An 18,825-nucleotide genomic window follows, 5' to 3' on the forward strand; every position below is an offset into this window, starting at 1 on the left:
ACCTCACCCCGTTAGATAGTCTTGACATCGGTGGTGGGGCTTAACTGCTTAAGCAACTGCTCCACATTGATTTTTGCCGCATCGGAGGCAAAGCCCGCATCGCGGAACACCAGTCGCAGCGGTGAAAAAGCCGCTAACGTTTTGATGAAAGCTTCATTCACCGCCCCGGTTTTATCAAAACAGGCTACCAGGGCACCCTGGCAGTTATTCGCGTCGGCATCGACAAAGAACACTGTCTTACCGGCAATGGTTTCACGGCGAATTGGCAAGGCAAGATCCACTCCCCAATCCAACATGACCTGGAACAGCAAATCTTCTTCTGTGCGATCTTCTTTGACATTTTCGACTTGAGCAAACAGATCAGCTTGGGTAATCGCATCAGGATTGTAATAAACATCAGACATGTTCGATGAGTCTATTTTCAGAACACGAAAACCTACATCCTTGTTCCAGTTCTCATTGGGACAATTCTCTAGAATCTCCTTACCTGCTCTACGAAGGCGTTCCTTCGTCAATTCGGCAATATTTGTCTTAACACCAATTTTCTTACAAAATATAGCCGCACTTTTTTGAGTATTATTGTCTTCTAACAGCGGCTCAGGAAGTTGAATTGCAATGTATTGGCGACAGCCGCCATCTTGTGCATTAGCTTTCAAGGTTGCGTGTGCAGTTGAACCAGAGCCTGCGAAAAAGTCCAGAATGATTCCATCCTTTGCACCTGCAATAGTAATCATTCTCTCGATCAGCCGAATCGGCTTCGGTGTAGAGAACACTTTTTGGCCAAGTAGCGCTGCTGTTTCTTTTTGCGCTTCATCGTTGTGCCCACACTCCGCAAACGTCCACCAAGTCGGAGGGACAATTCCCTGTTTAACCTCGTTTAGGAAACGCTTAAGCCTCGGTTTCTTGTAAGACTGATTAGGCCCCCAAAATAGCCTACCTTCGCGTTCAATTTCCAAGTGTTTTTCCTTGGAGTATCGCCAGACCGCATGTTCTTCTGGCCAAACCGCCTCGCCTGTTCGAGGATGCGTAATTGAATACCAGAGAGTGGGTCGCTCATCTTTGGATTTGTTACTAACGTAATTATCTGAAGCCCATTCGCCCCTAGGGTCATTATCTGGATTTTTGTAGCGCTCGTTTTGCTCTGCTTTGCGTGGTAGCAAGCCTCTGACGAAAGCCTGCGATTTTCTATAGACAAGAACGTGGTCGTGCATTACACCGATTCCAGGATCATCATTTGCCACTGCATATTTTTTTTGCCATACAACGTTTGCCACAAAGTTGCCATCACCGAAAATTTCATCACCTATGCGTCGCATATTTGCAACTTCGGTGTCATCCAGCGTGAGAAAAAGCACTCCGTCATCGGAGAGGAGATTTTTAGCCAACTTAATTCTTGGATATATCATTGACAACCAATCTGAATGAAAACGGCCATTCGAATCTTTATTGGTGACAAGGCGATTTCCTTTTTCATCGACTTGGTTTGATCTCCTTAAGAATTCTTCACTGCTTTCGGCGAAGTCATCTTCATAAATGAAGTCATTTCCCGTGTTGTATGGCGGATCGATATAGATCATCTTGACCTTGCCCAGATAGGTCTCTTGCAGCAATTTCAGCGCATCGAGATTATCGCCTTCGATAAACAGGTTCTTGGTGGTATCGAAATCCACGCTTTCTTCCTGGCAAGGTCGCAGGGTCTTGGCAATCGGTGCATTGGCCGTTAGCAGCGCTTTGCGCTTACCCGGCCAGTTGAGCTCATAACGCTCCTGTGGCCCCTCGACGATATGGGTCGAGAGCTCTTGTTTAAGCAAATCGAAATCGATGGCCTGTTTAAGTTTGCCATCTTTGCCGCGTGATTCGGTGACGCAGCTTGGAAACAACGCCGCCAATTGCTCAATATTCTGAGCCACCAGATTGGGGCTATGCATTTTCAGTTTTTCCATTATTGGTTCCATTTATTCTTCTAATGTTTAGGCAGTACAGCACCTAAGCGCTACGGCTTCAGCTAAAAAGTTGGCTTATTCCGTCTCAGCTGCAGTGTCATGCTTGAGTTCGGCAAACTTTGCCGCCATGGTTGGGTTGTCCCGCGTCAACTTTTTGATCGTCACATCTTGTGCTTTATCGTTGGCCAGCCGTAGGTTGCGGTCTGCTCCCAGCAGGGCGTCTTTGGTTTTTTGCAGGTGGTCAATCGACTTGTCAATCTCATCAATGGCCGTTTTAAATCGACGTGCTGCCAAGTCATAGTTTTTGCCAAACGCATCCTTGAAACTATCCAGCTGATTTTCAAAGTTGGTGATATCAATGTTCTGCGACCTCACCAAGGCCAGCTCGGTTTTGTATTGTAGCGATTTCATCGCAGCGTTGCGCAGCAGCGTGATGATCGGAATAAAGAACTGCGGGCGAACGACGTACATTTTCGGGTAGCGGTGAAATACGTCAACGATACCGGCGTTATAGAGCTCATTATCAGGCTCCAGCAGCGACACTAACACCGCATATTCGCAGCCTTTTTCGTTACGGTCTTTATCGAGCTCCTTGAGGAAGTCTTCATTCTTCTTTTTGGTCGCTGTTTCATCGTTTTCGTTTTTCATCTCGAACATGATAGAGACAATTTCCGTGCCTGCTTCATCCAGGTCACGGAAGATATAATCGCCCTTACTGCCAGTGCGCGCGTCGTTGTCTTTCTCGAAGTAAGCCAACGGAAAAGCTGTGGCTCTGAGACGGTTAAACTCAATCTCGCAATGTTGCTCCAGGGTTTCACCGACCATTTTGGTTGATAATTTCGCTTTCAGATCCTTCAGACGCTCGATGGCATCGTCACGATCCTTAAGTTGGGTCTCGTACTTATCTTTAAGTGCCTTCTCGGCAAGCTGCTTTTCAAGAGCCGCTCTATCAAGACCACTCTTCAAGTCATCACGCTCCTTTTCAACCACACTGAGCGCTTGAGTGAGAGCAAGCTGCTGCGCAACTTCACTTGCATCGAGCTTGGCTTGCAAACTCTGGATCTCTGCATCTTTGATGGCTGCAGCATTCTGCAATTCGCTCAGGCGTTTCGCTTCGGCCAGCTGAGCGGCGGAGGCCTGTTCGTGCTTGAGCTTCTCCAACATGCTCGCCAGTGCGTCACGATCCTTTTCTACAACACTCAGTGCTTCGCTAACGGCAAGTTTCTGGGCTACCTCGCTAGCATCAAGCTTGGCCTTCAGCTCTTGGAGTTCAGTATCCTTGGCTGCGGCCGCTTTTTGAAGCTCGTTCAGGAGTTTTGCCTCCGCCAGTTGAGCGGCAGATTCCTTTTCTTGCTTAATCTTCTCCAAGGCATTTGCCAGCGTATCGCGATCCTTTTCCACGGCACTCAGCGCCTCACTAACCGCAAGTTTCTTGGTAACGTCACTGGCATCGAGCTTTGCCTTGAGTTCCTGGATTTCAGAATCCTTAACAGATGCAGCTTTTTGCAATTCACCAGCAATCTTGGCCTCTGCAAGCTCAACAGCATTGCGTTTATCTTGCTCTGCCAGTTCGAGCCGCTCATGCAACTGCTGTTCAAAGTCGCTATCACGAACTTGTTTTAGGATGTCTGCGTATCCAGCTTCATCTATCTTGAATGCTTTTTTGCAGTGTGGGCAAATGATCTCGTGCATGGCTAAACTCCTTTTACTTTGGCAAGAATTTGTTTAAGCATCTCAGGAACGGTTCCTTCGGCCCTAAGTGTTGCAGTCCGGTATGCGAGTTGATTCTTCACAAGACTAACGCCTGTGGCTGCCTCTAATTCATTGCAGGCGGTTAGCCACTCAGGCCAGTTAGCTATGAGAAACGATTCCAGATGGTCTTCAAAAATGGCGACTGTGGCACTAACGGTAGCTCCCGGAAAATCCTCTTCTGCAATACCGAAGTATTTCAGTATTGTCCGGTTCTCTTTGGCATTCTTTGCCAGTTCTTCATCGATCTTGTTTTGCTGCTTTCCTTTAGCTTTCGCTCGTGCCTCACACCCTCTGTCGGCATCGAAGAGCGCATAAACAGGGATACCGATCGCGGACAGGATTGCATGGACAAGAGGGATCGACGTCTTACCTCCAACAGGGACGATGGAAATGCCAGTGGCTTCAAGCGCACCAAGAGATATCTTGTCGCCAATACCGTGGAATATCGATGACTCGGTGGTGCCCTCCACAAGAAAAGCGCGATGAGCAAAGAGCGCTACGGCCAGTTGATCCGAAACAACGCCGTCTAACTGACGTTCTACCACATCAGCATTCACTATCTGGTACAGTCGAGCCTTCACATCATCAACAGTGGCAAAGTGGATTGTCACAGTCGGAGTATCTCCTGATGATCGCGTCAATCGCCTGACTTGATCAAAATGGCGAGCCTCAAGGAAGTAGGGGCTATGCGTCGCATAAGCCACCTGGATGCGTTTGCTCGAATCCTCCGCAAGAGCCCGGAGAACCTTCGCGAAGGCCTGAGCTTGGATCGGATGCTGAAAGAGCTCAGGCTCTTCAATCGCCAAGCAAATAACCCCATCTGTTGACGCTGCTCCTGACTGCGCTAAAAGCTGGAGCGCCGAGATTAGAATCGTCCGTTGGAAGCCATGCCCCTGTCGGTCCACTGCCGTCTCGGTTGAACCATCAAGTACAGCCACTTCGAAGGTTGTCTTGGGGGCTTTAAGTTCAACCTCGGCAGGAGAAACAGTAACGGTTCGCCCTGGCGAATAAGACGCAACAACCTCGTTAAGCTGCGATGTTATTGCTTCGAGCTGCCCCTTAAACTTCTCTTCATACACTTTTTGCTGTTGTGCTCGTGATTCCTCGACAATCTTCGCAATTTCCTCATCAGCAGCAGCGCGGTCTACAGAACGCTCAAGGATACGCCCAATAATACTTGACTTGCCATCAAGCGATTCTTCACTGGCCCTAAGGTCGGCAGTTACTAAGACAAAGTCAAAGAGCCCGCTCATCTTTCCGCCGCTGTTAAAACCGAAGAAATTGGTTTGCAGTGATTCAGGCGCATCGACAAGTTGGTCCATGTGAGATGCTTCCCACGTTATCATGGCCTCGTCAACTAAAGGACCTGTTTTCGCCTCTGGCAATGCAAGTTCAGGACTGCTAACGCGGAGAGTTTTGTACAGTTCCTTTTTTGCAGTCGCGCTGTTTGCCGCTTTGATTGCATTGAAGGCAGCAAATCCTTTTGCGTTGGCAGAGAGGACTTCGACGCCATCTGGTGAACGGCATTTCCATGCTGTGAAGGTGACTGCACCTTCAGGCGCATACTTGCCAAGCGCCTCACGGTCTTTTTCAGTGAGGTCGTAGAATGTGACTTGAACTTCAATGTCTTGCTCTATCGCCCCAAAAGAACAGTCTTTTTCCGTCAACGAACCAGGTTTGCCGTTGAAGAACCAGTCGAGTGCCCGAAGCACCGTAGATTTTCCGGCACCGTTCGGCCCAATGAAGGTTGTCACTGAGTCGAAAGGAATAGTAACATCTTTTAATGCTCTGAAATTCTTGATACGAACGGATTGAATCTTCATTTTTGTTGTCTTCCCTTGACTCTGTTTTTATCAATCAACACGAGAGTTCTACCAGTTCAGCTTTTAACTTCCGCAATAACGCATTCATCTCCACCCTGCGGTTGAATTGCTTTTCTTTGGCAAGCTTACAAGCAACCTTTTCAATCTCACGCTGCTTTGCCTTTACCTGAACACCCCGTTCAAACAGTTCAGCGAGGGGTTCATGCGGTCTTGCGGTTACCGGGAGTAGTCGCATCATGAGCTGTTCGTACAGCAATGCTAAATTGAGTGTTGTCGGCATAGGGTCCCTGACACTGTCGCTTTGTAACCAGGCTGTGGCGAAGTAATCCGACACTACCCAGCGATTGGCGTCTGCCTCATGTGGGCGTTTGTACGCGACAACTACTTGTGTTCTGCCAGCAAAACACAGCTCAAAGATAATAGGATACGGTACTGCGCCATCGATACAGCGCAACACATCCCAATCTAGCTCAGGCGTTTTAAGTCGAATGCTAAAAATCTGCAGTTCAGGCACCTCTGGCTTGGCCGGCAGGTTAATAGTTTCCGGCGCAAGCTTGTACTGCCAAACTATCTGCTCAACCTGTTCAATAAACAGCTCTTTTTGCTTGGTATTTGCGCTGCTGTGTTCATAAATTTTATTTTTTGGCACCACACGCCCAAACTCCGCTTGTTTGGGATAACTAATCAAGGCCGTCTTGGCGGCGGCTGCCAGCGAATTACTCATTCAGTCTCCTGAATAACCAAAAAGGTAATAAGCTCAAAGTCATCCAATCCAGCGATTGTGTTAGTCAGCGCAGAGGTTTTACCTGAGCTGAAAAGGCTATCGAGGTCTTTTTCTGCTTTGACTTCGATCATCGAGCGGATTGTCATACCAAGGAGCTCTGAGTAACGCTGCATGTTTCTGCCGTCATTGGTTTCTTTGTTGAATGACTGACAGGCAATAGCAATGGGTAATGCCTGCCCTTTGCAGCCACTGCGTACCAAGTCAAGCAAACGCTTTACCTCTGTATGGTCATTAATAACCTTACCGCTTTGCGCAATGTAGACAAGATAATAAGGGTGTAACCTGTTATGTTGATTCACATTCACATCAGGATTACGATTTCTCAGGGTAAAAATAACCCCGGGCTCTAGATCTAACATCGGGTTTGCTGACACGACAGCATGCATTCCGTTGGGTATGTGCCTAGGTTCACCATGTGCTTTCACATAGTTGAGCAAATCCATCCTAAAGTCGTTGAGCCCAAGGTCAGTTATAGATACACCGGTTTTAAGATCTTCGAGCTCAATGACCTCTTCCTGAAGACGCCGCAGTTGTTCTTTGCGGTAAGTAACATCATTTGCCTGCGCCGAGAGCACATTATCATCACCAGTTGCCGTGACGTCGGCGATCATCATCCGGCTTTCAACCCGTTCTTTCAAGTTGATATACTCGTCAAGTGTGATATCCGGCCAATAGTTCACCAGTTGAATACTGGTGTTTAACGAACCAATACGATCTACGCGCCCAAACCGCTGGATAATACGAACGGGATTCCAGTGGATGTCATAGTTAATCAGGTAATCACAATCCTGAAGGTTCTGACCTTCTGAAATGCAGTCGGTACCGATAAGCAGGTCGATTTCGGCGGGTTCGTTAGGCAATACAACGGCCTTTTCTTTGGAGCGCGGTGAAAAAAGCGTCAGCAATTCCTGGAAATCATAACTTTTCTTCAACTGACTGTTCTTTAGCGTTGATTGTGGCGCTCCTTTCCCTGTGACTTTGGCGCTGTGCAACCCCTGAGTTTCCAACAACTCGGGCGCCAAATTGGCATAGAGATAATCAGCGGTGTCTGCAAACGCTGTGAAAATCAATATCTTCTTATTTCCAGGATTCAAAGGAGCGTTGATTTTACTAAACACCAAGGCCTTTAGGTGTTGTAGCTTGGCGTCATCGGCTGGGGTAATTTTGTTCATCGATGTCAACAGGGCATCAATGATTTCCAAATCAACTTTCAGCTCATGTTCCCACGAAGGCAAGTCCATGTCTGCAAGACTGATTTTAATCTTTCCGCCAATCTCGGCATCCCCTATCAAAGGGAGGTCGTCATCGTCGGCGTCCAGATTTTCCAACTGCTCTGTCAAATCTCCCACGCTATAGCCAGTGCCAGTAGCTCCTGTGCTCTGATTAAAAGCACAGATCTTATCCAAGGTATTCACATGGTTTGATCGCAAGGACTTGAGCGTTAACCTGAATGACTCAATGGAGCTCTCCAAGCGCTTTAATAGGTTGGTGGTCATCAACGCCTGCAAACTCTTTTCGCGATCCGCTTGCCTGAGTTTCCCCCTTCCCCCACCCACCTGAGTATCGTACATCTCTTCGTATTTTCTGAGTCGACTTGGCAGGATGTAACTAATCGGTGCATACACTGCGAGTTTGAGCTGGGATAATTGCCCAAAAATTTCATTAAAACTCATCACATCAGTTCGATTTGTGAGTGGGCTGTGAAATGATAATGGTTTGCGGCGCTCAGGGAATTGCCCTATGTCCTTGGTATCGTAAAAAGTCTGGATGTGCTTTCGTGATCGTGCAATCGTGACGCTATCGAGCAACTCAAAGAAATCAAAGTCCAACGAGTCAAGAATCGCCCTAGCTGTACGCTCTTCAGGTTGTAATTTTACCCAAGCATTAAAACTCGCTTGAGCACCACGAAATATCTCTTCCACCGTCTTTTCGGTACGTAACTTCTTGGTGAGATTTTCGGACTCTCCCTCGTAAGCCAGCGCCAATTGATTGCGCAAATCATTAAAGCGGTTATTCACGGGTGTAGCTGAAAGCATCAGCACCTTGGTTTTAACCCCCTCCCTGATAACCTTGTTCATCAACTTCTGGTAACGGGTTTCTTTATCCTTATAGGCGTCGTTATTACGAAAGTTATGCGACTCATCTATCACCACCAGGTCATAGTTACCCCAGTTGATACGATTCAGCGGCGTACCAAACGACTCTCCGCTAGTGCGGCTTAAGTCGGTATGACAAAGAACATCATAGTTGAAGCGGTCACGCGCAAAGATATTGGTCTTGAGGTTACGATTGTAATTCAGCCAGTTGTCTGCAAGCTTCTTTGGGCATAAAACCAACACAGACTTGTTGCGCAATTCGTAATACTTGACGACGGCCAAGGCGGTAAAGGTTTTGCCCAATCCGACGCTATCGGCCAGGATACAACCACTGTAGGTCTCAAGTTTGTTAATGATTCCAGTTGCAGCGTCTCTCTGATAGTTAAAGAGCTTCTTCCAAATGAGCGTTTCTTGGTAACCGGTACGATCATTGGGTAACACATCTTCGTTAATATCATCTAAAAACTCATTGAAGATGTTGTACAGCATCAGAAAGTAGATGCTCTCTGGCGAGTTTTCCTGATACACAGACTCTATCTGTTCGCATATCTGCGAGGTCACATCCTCCAGTTTCTCTGGATCCTGCCATATCTGGTTAAATAGATTGACGTAGGTAGCTGTAAACGTTGGTTCGTCCATTTTATTGACGAAGTTTGAAACCGCATTGCCAGGCTGATAGCCAAGGTCGACTGCAGTAAATCCATGTAATGGCATGTAAGCCGTCAATTTATCGCTGGTTTGAACACTGGCAAACTGCTGCATCGGGGCTTTACTGCGATTAGACCTGAACGAAGCCTTACGCCTCATCCAGTCAGCACACTCTTTGGCAATTGCTCGTTGGGTGAGTTTATTACGAAGTTGGATCTCGAATTCGCTCCCATATAAGCTGCGTTCCCGATCAGCTTTGGGAATGTGAAATTCTCGGCGCTCCTTACGGAGCTTATCGGTCACCTCATTGGCGGTAAACGTCGGAGAGGTAAAGATAAATTGAAGCTCATCAATTTTCTCAAGTTCAGCCTTCAATGCTTCAAACGCATACATAGAGAAACAAGAAGCAGCGATTTTCAGCCGAGCACCTGGTTTAAGTGTCTGCCTTAGGTCATCACCAAGTAGCCGATTAATGTTATCTATCAGTTCCATTCAGACCTTGCCTCTATTATTCGACTATTTGTTGACCGCCACTCGAGGGGGAACTTTTAAGGTTCAGATTTACTAAGCAATAAAATGTGCCCATAACAAGGCTCCATCACTCTTCCAAAAAATAATCTGAATCGATTGCCTTAACGGCGTAAAGCTCACGGGTAGAAACCCCAACATTGTGCTCTATCATGAGCGCCGCGAGTTCACGGCCATCGATGAGCACGATGCGCTTTTCAATTAATGAGACGAACTTGCGGGCGTCTTTACTGAAGCTGGAGGTGGTAATAAATACCCCTTTGCGGGCACGGTGCATATCAAGCGCCCCGGCAAATGCTTGGATGTCCGCCCTACCGACGGTGTTGTCACGATAGCGCTTGGCTTGCAGGTAGATGGAATCGAGTCCGAGTTTATCCTCTTTGATGATGCCATCGATACCACCATCGTTACTGTATTGGGTTGCTTGACCAGCATCCTTTTGACTGCCGCCGTACCCCATGGCTAACATTAAATCAACCACCAGCTGCTCGAAAAACTTAGGCGATAGAGTGTGGATTTGTTCAATTAATTCATCGGAAAGGGCTGAGTTTAAGGCGGCAAAGGCTTGCGACATTAACTCTGTTGGGGTTTGAGTATTATCGTTATGACTGATACTGGCATAACGCTCTACTTTGCCTTGTTCTGTTGATTGCTCTTGGTGGGCACTTCTAAAGTCATTAAAGGTATCAAACAGAGATAAGTAATCGTTATTAATGAGCTGACCACTCGCCAGAGCTTCCCTTCCCCTGCTAGTTATCTCGCAGATACCACGCTTAGGTTGATGGATAAGTCCCGCTTTAACCAGGTAGGTTTTAGCCCAACCAACCCTGCTACGAATGTAGGTTTGTTTACCACTGGGCAAGGTGAGCGCAAGCTGCTCTTCAGAAAAGCCATAGAGGGCTGCAACGTCATCATAAACCTGCTTCAGTGGTTTTTGTTGCCCGTCAGCTAGCACCTTAAGCACCGCTGGCATCATCTCTTCGTAGCTTGGAATTGTATCGACCATCCCTGTGCCTCACCTTTTATTATTCTTGTGGCAAAAACTGCAATCGTAATCGCCTAATAGCTATTCAATATCATGCACAACAGAGATCAATTAAACCTATTAGATTGATATACATAATTGTAAGATTTTGTCAGAAAAGTTCTATCAAATCCAGAGAGATAGCACACAGTCTTTGTAAAAACACTATTAACGTTAAATTCAGTGAAATGCTGGTCACCTGAGAAGCGATAAGGCAAAAATTACAATACATATATCAAATGTCATTTAGTTCCGCCTTCAATTCATTTTCACGCTGTATCAAAACATCGATGTAGGACATTGCACCTCGGCTAAGTACAAGTCGAAAGTCTGAAACCTTGAAGGCAAACCCCCTTTTTCGAAGGAACTCAACTGCGTCTGTCGGTGACTTCAATTTTAATGAGGAAAGAATGGCACTACATTTTTCATCGTTCGCCATTGAGTCCAAGTCCTGCGAAGTTAGTCCAACAACTGGATTTTCAAGCAGCTCTAATCGTTGACCGCGGGTGACGATTTCCTTGGATATCAGTGTTAGGATTGCGACAATTTTGATTGATGTTTCGTCAATCTGATCTTCATCACTATCAAAGTCCTTCAGTGGTCGTAACGAATAAAACTCACCGTTGTTATCGTGCAAAAGCTCATATCCTAGATGACGATAGAGTAGCTTGTAATGGTCAAATCTAGACAGCAGTTCTAGGTAAAAAGGTGATTCAGTAATTCTTCCCGTATTCATCATGTATTGGCATTTGTTTATTACTGAACCAGTAGTAAACAACCGGAAAATCTCCTGTGAATACTCTTCCTTTACCTCATAAAACGTGTTGCTCATTTCCATCTTCATGGTCTCTTAATTCACGAGTGACAATTGCCTTACTCGGTAGTTAATTTTGTATTCGTTGTCGGAAACGGTCTTGAACTCGTTGGTAACGAGAATTTTGAACCTAGGATCAGATTGGAGGCTTGAAAGCACTTCAAGCAGATCCGGCATTTTGAAATCTGGAACATGCTTTGAAACTTCATTCAGAGCAATCTGAAGGCAATCTTCCCCTAGTGGCCAGTGATGGTTCTTTGACCATTTATGTACCGCCAGTGAATGCTGTATCTCCAAAACATTCTTTCTATCGATTAACTCGGACAATAGGATCTCGCCATCTAAAAATTCATTGCTTCGATGTGCTCTTTGCTCAATCTCAATGAATACGTTGTTAAGGTAAGATGGTTCCTTATCGATGCGTAAAGACATTGGCTTGTTTATTGCAGGCAAACGGGTAGGCATTGAAAGTTGTTTAAGTTTGCGCAAATCGATGTACTTGTTTCGCATATCCGTGGAAAGCGTTTGTTGATATGCAGCTTCAATATCAGCAAATGCCTTCTCAATACCTGACTGTTCAATTAACGCCTCACGGCTCTTCTTGAGGAAAACGCTTATTTCATCAGCGATTTGCTTAATCGGAGTATGCATATCGCAAAACTGAACATGGTAGGTCAGCATCATATCCGCGAGCACACTATCGTCGATTGATTTGAATATCGACGCAAACAACTCTAGGCACTTTGTTATCCCGCTCCCCTGGTCATAATTTGCGTGCCGGCCAAGAAAGGTCACAAGAGGTTTTATCTCACGACGATATATCGAAGATGCGCGTTTAAATATTTCTTTCTTAAGTTCAAATTGTCGCGTTATCTCAGTAGATGAACAAGCCTGTTGTTCAATCAACATGCTCATGTTTTGAAGCTTGTCGATGTTAGATTTGATCCTGCCGATAAGGTCACTTAGATGGTTAATTAGCTCATCTGTCCATTCTTTATAGTCTTCACTGCCCTTCACTAAGGATAACTTTCCTTCAGTATGAGACTTCATCATTGCCCAAATCGGACTCATCGCGTTGTTAAGCGCTTGTACATTCAGAGAACGGATTAAGCTGGTTTCACAGAGACGAAATAGGCCAATCACATGAGGGTTAAACATAATCACGGAATGACCATCGAGCATTTTCTGATCGGTTAATATTCTTGATTGCTTTAGGTTCTCGATGTCGAACACAGCTAAGAGTTCCTTTGCTACTTCTTTTATGCTCGACGCGGGCATCCGAAGTACATACTTTTGGAACTCGAACTCGGGTATAGATGATGTTCGATTGACATCCATGTACCTGATTACATCAAACAATACGTCTCGATATACTAATAATTTTTGGATTGTCTCTACGCAGCCAAATTGCTTTTTAACTTCGGACATACTAGAACCCCAATTCATCTTGTGTCGTATGGATCACTCGCCTCAAGTATTCTTGGACTCGGGGGAAACTGACCTTAGCTCTACTTGGATGATATGGTTTGCCGGATGTCATCTCATCTAAAATTTGGAAGTTACCGAATTCAGCAATCATGCCGCCACTTTTACCATGAGTGGTAATCCCAATTATGCTTTGATCATCTTCGTACAGAAGGTCGATAATCGGTCTGAATTGCTCTGAAGACACCTGACCACATTCATCCATGATAAGTGGCAATGCTAACGTATAAGCTGATGGCGTGAGTCTATTGAGAAATATCTTGCAGAAATGGATTGACGTCAGAAGCTGTGTGGAGGTTGACTGGGTTTTCTTTTCCCACAGATTTCCAAGCTTTTTACTCTCATAACCTGCAGACATGATCAGGTTATCTATCAGAAGTTTTCCGTCTAGGGTTACAGCTTCAGATGACATAAACTCCTGCAATCGATTGTACCAAGATGTTGGCAAAGAGTTATTTGGGTCCAAGTCGTCAAACTCAATCCAAGATTTAACTAGGTCCTCAAATGGGCCGTTGAGCACAACACTTAGTCTTACACCCTCTAAATCATTGATTGATGCTTCGGCCAGCTCCTGATTAATCCCGTCGACAGTGGACTGAATAGTTTCCTTGGCAAGTTTCATTCTATCTAATCGATTGCGGATATATTTATTGTGGATCTCCGTATCGCGCCGTAATTGGTCTTCGTTGTCTTCCAACAGATTAAATAAGGTTTCTAGCTCAGTGAAAGTGTTGTGAATTGCTGAGGTCGTTGTTTCTTGTTCTCCTTTCAAAATGCCTTGAGTATCTTCAATTACTCTCTGGGCGCACATGTTCACCAGCGCTTTTATAACAAAATCCCTTGCTTCTTTGGCTTTCTCAATAGCAGTTCTCATGCTTTCAATTTGACTGATTTCTGCTGGCTCAATGGCAGCGATGTCGGGGTCAATTTCTGGTGAGGATAGCTCAATGATTTTTTCAACTCTTGGGTACCGAGGTAGAAACGCATTGATCATCTCAAGCGCACGTTCAAATTTTGCACAAGAGGCTTCCACCTTCTCCTTAGCAACTTGATGTTTTGCTAATTCACTTTTTTGATGCTCAATACTTTTTATCACTTCAGATAATTGGGTAGTCAGCTTTTCATTTTTCTGCATGTAGTTAGAAATTTTCTCATTGGTTTCAGTTAGAGCCTCCCGGTCTGAATCTAGGCGTTTGACTGATTTAAGCTCTCGCTCAGCACTTTCAATGTTTTGTTCCAAGCGCTTAATCTGAGATAGATCATGTAATGTCTGTTTGTCGTTCTGGCGGCAGAGGTCATAGAGCTTGTCTTTGAGTTCTTCAATCTGTTGGCTCTCGTTATCAATACGGTCCTGAAGGCTATCTTGCTCTGACAGAAATAAGGCAGAGTGAAGCAGATCGACGTTGAAGAACTTAAAGCCGTTATCCAGAGGGGTAAACAACCCATACATCGAATCGAAAGCTTTCAACTCCGATTCTGAGAGAGTTCTGAGAGGGTTAGCATCAAATAACTTCGGATTAAGGGTCATTAGTAGTTCAAGCTGCTCATCGGGCAGTTGCGACACTAAGCTAAACCCGAAGTTATCTCGCTTCTCAATCAGTATTTTTAACGATGATTCTCTTGCTTCAATTTTCTCTTTAATATCTCTGACTTTTCTATTTCGAGTGTCGACATCGATGATGATTTGAAGATCCTCCCGGTGTTGCAGAAGTTCCTCTTCAATTATCACTTTAACGGTATCCGCATCTAAACTTGGATAGCGAAGTAGATAGTCTTCAGCGTGTTTTATTCGCTTTTTTATTTTTTCTAAATCCGTATTTGCACCATCAATAAGGGCATCATTAATCCTGATTTCACCTTCTCGCTGAGATTTCATCTCCACATACTCTCGGAGGTGGCTTTGGCGCGGAGTCATTTCACTTATTACCGATGATAGAGAACGGTTGCTTAGCTCAGCCCCTGCACGCTGCTCAATGATCAGCCTTGCCAAAGATATGTCCAGCTCATGCTCTGTTCTCAGTTCTTGGTACTTGGATTTTAGCGCTTCGAACTCCGGTTTAAGGCTTTTGAGATGCCTGATATGTTGCTTTTTATTTTCGATGTCAGTGTGCTCGTGAATTAACTTCTGTACATCAACCATGAATTTATTATCGTTGTTTTGATTGCGCTGATTGACCGCGGCACCCGTCATCATAGTTATCGAGTGGCTATCTTGGTTGAAGATAAGTTTAACCAGCGAACGTACAGACTCAACGGCTGTATCGGAGAGGTCTTTCAAAGGAAATATGACGTAACACGGTTCATGCTTGTTCATGAAGTTCCCAGCGTCATATAGGTGGCGGTTCAGGCTTTCTGTTTGTTTAACTTGGATTGCTGAACGGTCCACTTCTTTTAGTGCTGAAAGTAGGTTTCTGCCTGAGATGTTTTTCGGCCGTTCGCCTGCCCCTTCGTCCGTTTTATCCCAAAACAGATGCTGAATATCATCATACGGCTGATTGATGAAATAACGATTGATTTGGTAGTCATTACCACCAGCAATTATCTGACAATGTCGGCGACGGGTGCCATCACTCAACCGATGTTCAACTTCAAGAATTAATCTGCTATGTTCAGATGGGAAGTAATGATCCCGAACTTCATCTTTGCTGTAGTAAGCACCCTTCTGGCTAGTGTCCTTTGAAGAGAGAAACGCAAACTTAGTAGCGCAGTTGGCCAACGTCGTTTCGGGGAGCAAGAAAAAGCGCATTGCATTAATCAAGCTGCTTTTGCCCCAGTTGCCAGTGCCAAGAAGAATAATCGTTTCGTCGATAGGGACTTCGATATAAGCGATGGATGCAGAGTCTACGGCAATGAGTTTAGTGGGTTTGACTACAAACAAGTTATTCATGCTTTTACCATCCCGTTTAAGAAAACTTCTTGCTCGACGAAACTAAGGTTTTTTGTGAAAAAATTGGCCATATCATCTAAACCGGCTTCAACGCATAAGCTGTGAGCAGTGAAAAGATCTTCTTGAGATTTCGGCGGAGATGTTCCAATGGTCGATGCACCTGGCAGGTATCTTTGTGGGTGCGATAAAAGCTCATCTGGCAGTACAAATTTTACTTTGTTACCAAGGGCGGATTTGAGCGTTAGAAATATCCTGATCCCCTCAAGGTCGTAATCAGGACAGTAGTAAACAGATTCAAAGTTATTGGCCAAGAATCTCAAAGTTTCGGAGTGGGTAACGCCCTTGCCTTGAGACCAAATAACCACTGCAGGCTTGGTGTTGTCTAACCCCATAGCCCGTAGGAAGTCGTCAGCGTAAGTAAAACACTCACTGTTTTCGATAAGGACCGCATCGGTACAGTCACTAAATTGGTGATTTTGACTATAATCAGAATCGGGCGCACACGCTATGGCAACTAATTCACGATTAGGGCGCTTTGCAAACAAATACGACGTCGTTGTACCGACTCTATGTGAATTACCTTTTACGGCCGCTTCTACGCGGTTTACTGGTGGCTTAAATTGAAGCAGCAGTATATTGAACAGGGAACCGTTTATTACATCTACTTTATAGGTGTCGCCCTTTATGTGACGTAATTTACCAAGGGCCTCTAAACTAACACCCTGAGCTTCGAGCATATGCTTAAAACGAGGGCCATTAACGGGCTTGTTTCTAGCGATGGCATCCAAATAACCATACAAGTTCATAATTTATTCATCCTTGAATAGGTACAGTTCAATTTCATGGTAATTTTGCACTATCAATGGGTTTTCCAGCGGTGATGTCTTCGCTTGGTCTTTCCCTATCCGATAATACTGCAATGTGTAGTCGAGCATGGCCCCACGAACTTTAAATGTAAATGTACCAGATTGGCCATAATCACTTAGCACCAATTCACGAACTGCCGGGTCTAGCTTTGGGTGCGCCTCAACTGTGACTTCAACTTCAGTATGCCAAGCACTATCGTCTGTGGTATCTATCTCGGCCCGCTCACCTAATGTGATGGATTCGATACGACACAGATTGAAGTCCGAAAATCGATATCTCAAATGGCAATACGCTCGGCAATGCCATCGGATGCCATCCGAGGCAATAGCATGCGGGGTAATCCGCCTTGTTTGACCTTTAGGTTCAGAACGGCTTCTGTAAAATATCTTTACGTCGCGATGAGTGCGGATTGCTTTGAGCAATATGGATGTCGTTTCATGTGATACTTGCGTAACGGCTGGTGGAGCAACGAAGAATGCATTCGAAGAATAAGTCTGTGAAGTGTGCTCTGTACTAACTAGGAGTATTTCCTTTACGTATTCCTCCCAACTTCCCGAAATATACTGCGGCACAAACTCAGAGGTAATGACAAAGAGCTTTTCTGGATCTTTCCCGTTATAAGCCAGATTAAATGGATGTAGCTTTCGGTACCTGACAAGTGCAGCGTTAATTACATTCGACCCAATGGAAAAAATTCGAGATAGTCGAGTCGCATTTACGCCACCTTCCCAAAAGGAAAGTAGCTCTATACATTTGAATCGTTGTAATAGTTGAGGTGTTAAGTCCAATCTGTCCCCATTATTATCGTGTATACGTTTTTAGACTATAGATTAATGCTTACTTATTAGACATGTAAAGATGTTTTTTTAAACAGTGGTTTTACAGTCAAAAAACGAACGCTCCAATAGAACAGGGATATATGCCAAATCACCACAGATTTCCTAGACACATTTAATTAGCGAGATTTCCAAAAGTGTCGAATCCGACAATGAATCTTCAAACCAAATTGCATAGACACCGAAGCTCGCGGAACTGAGTCACCTATTCGTCATCACGTTCATTCATTAGTTCTAATTCCTCTCTTCAATCTCATGATGTACCTAAGCTACTGCGCATCAAGTAATATCCCGCAGTACTCCAATCTCGAAATCATTTCAGATATATATCACTCCTGTGCATAAGCCCATTAACGCTTTAAAGGAGCCTGATATGTCAACAAAAGCGATACCCACCAAAGCTGAACCTAACGACTCGATAGACCAGCCGATCAACCAGTGGCCGCAAACTGCCGAAGAGGTCCTCGCTTCTGCCGCCAATATTATTGCCGAACGCTATGTGAAGAAGGACGCCTATACCAATCCACAAGCCACTAAGGATTTTTTAACTTACAAACTCGGTGGTTATGAGCGGGAGGTGTTTGCGGTGATGCTGCTCGATAATCAGCATCAATTATTGGAGTTTAAAGAGCTGTTCTTTGGCACTTTAGATGCTGCCAGTGTTTATCCACGGGAGGTGGTTAAGGTGGTATTGGCCGTCAATGCGGCGGCAGTGATTTTTGCCCATAACCATCCCTCCGGCGAGTCTGAACCTTCGGCTGCAGATAAGAACATCACTCAACGGTTAATCGACGCACTAGCCCTTATCGATGTGCGCGTGCTTGACCATATCGTGGTGGGCCGCACGCCAGTGTCCTTTGCTGAGCGCGGCTTACTCTAGCCAGCGTTTAAACCTGCCACGCCAAATCAAGGAGTCCATCATGATTGAATTTACCGATAGTTTTTCACAGGCCTGTGTTGCCGAAGCCTGCGCTGCTTTTCCTGAACTGCGTAACCGCTTAGCGGTTGAGCTAATTTTGCCGATGTTTGTACGCCCGCTAAATGCCATGGGCCAAGTGATTGGCAAGCCAGTCGTTGCACCACACCGCGAGCTACATAAAACCGTATTATTTGTTTTTCACCGTGATGTGGTTGAGCACTTGCCCAGGGAGATCAGCTTTTGCCGCTATGTTTGCCCCTGTGATAGTTATGGTGTGCCAACAGGTGAATGGCAGCGTGTGATCAACGGTGTGTACTTCAACCATGGCAGCAACGAGCAACCGAATTGGAGCGTACACACCTAAAGAACGTTACCTGTCATCACCCACTCCACTAGTCGGCTGTATTAACCGCTCTTAT

The 18,825-nt window shown here is 45.3% G+C and carries 13 protein-coding genes; 2 read left to right on the forward strand and 11 right to left on the reverse strand.

From position 1 onward, the window contains the following. Positions 1-11: 11 nt before the first annotated feature. The 11 genes from L5M37_RS00045 to L5M37_RS00095 form a co-directional block, all read right to left on the reverse strand. A complete protein-coding gene (locus L5M37_RS00045) occupies positions 12-1,943 on the reverse strand; it encodes a site-specific DNA-methyltransferase (protein ID WP_263178442.1) in 1,932 nt (643 codons plus the stop codon). A 75-nt stretch (positions 1,944-2,018) separates the two neighbouring features. Further along, the gene (locus L5M37_RS00050) at positions 2,019-3,635 is read right to left on the reverse strand and encodes a DUF2130 domain-containing protein (protein WP_263178443.1); all 1,617 of its coding nucleotides are present in this window, start codon (positions 3,633-3,635) and stop codon (positions 2,019-2,021) included. Positions 3,636-3,637: 2 nt separating this feature from the next. After that, complete coding sequence (locus L5M37_RS00055) at positions 3,638-5,518, reverse strand: ATP-dependent nuclease (RefSeq protein WP_263166353.1); 1,881 nt, start codon at positions 5,516-5,518, stop codon at positions 3,638-3,640. 34 nt (positions 5,519-5,552) lie between these two features. Beyond that, a complete protein-coding gene (locus L5M37_RS00060; RefSeq protein ID WP_263198875.1) occupies positions 5,553-6,242 on the reverse strand; it encodes a DUF4391 domain-containing protein in 690 nt (229 codons plus the stop codon). Next, positions 6,239-9,538, reverse strand: coding sequence for a helicase-related protein (locus L5M37_RS00065; protein WP_263166357.1), 3,300 nt, complete (start codon positions 9,536-9,538; stop codon positions 6,239-6,241). The genes L5M37_RS00060 and L5M37_RS00065 overlap by 4 nt, the downstream gene beginning before the upstream one ends. A 106-nt stretch (positions 9,539-9,644) precedes the next feature. Then, positions 9,645-10,580 (reverse strand): restriction endonuclease, encoded by a 936-nt coding sequence (locus L5M37_RS00070; protein WP_263166358.1) that lies wholly within the window; start codon positions 10,578-10,580, stop codon positions 9,645-9,647. A 253-nt stretch (positions 10,581-10,833) separates the two neighbouring features. After that, on the reverse strand, positions 10,834-11,442 hold the full coding sequence (locus tag L5M37_RS00075) for a condensin complex protein MksE (protein WP_263178444.1): 609 nt from the start codon (positions 11,440-11,442) through the stop codon (positions 10,834-10,836). Positions 11,443-11,448: 6 nt separating this feature from the next. After that, positions 11,449-12,840: a hypothetical protein gene (locus L5M37_RS00080; protein WP_261731168.1), complete on the reverse strand. Its 1,392-nt coding sequence runs from the start codon at positions 12,838-12,840 to the stop codon at positions 11,449-11,451. Between the two features lies 1 nt (position 12,841). Continuing rightward, positions 12,842-15,784 (reverse strand): hypothetical protein, encoded by a 2,943-nt coding sequence (locus L5M37_RS00085; RefSeq protein ID WP_263166363.1) that lies wholly within the window; start codon positions 15,782-15,784, stop codon positions 12,842-12,844. Then, entirely contained in the window at positions 15,781-16,590 is an 810-nt protein-coding gene (locus L5M37_RS00090) for a Wadjet anti-phage system protein JetD domain-containing protein (protein ID WP_115014925.1), read from the reverse strand. The genes L5M37_RS00085 and L5M37_RS00090 overlap by 4 nt, the downstream gene beginning before the upstream one ends. Before the next feature lie 3 nt (positions 16,591-16,593). Then, positions 16,594-17,223, reverse strand: coding sequence for a WYL domain-containing protein (locus L5M37_RS00095; RefSeq protein ID WP_263166572.1), 630 nt, complete (start codon positions 17,221-17,223; stop codon positions 16,594-16,596). 637 nt (positions 17,224-17,860) lie between these two features. Here L5M37_RS00095 and radC point away from each other — a divergent pair. Further along, a complete protein-coding gene (gene radC, locus L5M37_RS00100) occupies positions 17,861-18,367 on the forward strand; it encodes a RadC family protein (protein ID WP_263166366.1) in 507 nt (168 codons plus the stop codon). Positions 18,368-18,407: 40 nt separating this feature from the next. Next, positions 18,408-18,770, forward strand: coding sequence for a hypothetical protein (locus L5M37_RS00105; RefSeq protein ID WP_226059026.1), 363 nt, complete (start codon positions 18,408-18,410; stop codon positions 18,768-18,770). Positions 18,771-18,825 lie beyond the last annotated feature (55 nt).

The sequence above is a fragment of the Shewanella sp. SM69 genome (genome assembly GCF_025653985.1).
GTDB classification, from domain to species: domain Bacteria; phylum Pseudomonadota; class Gammaproteobacteria; order Enterobacterales; family Shewanellaceae; genus Shewanella; species Shewanella oncorhynchi.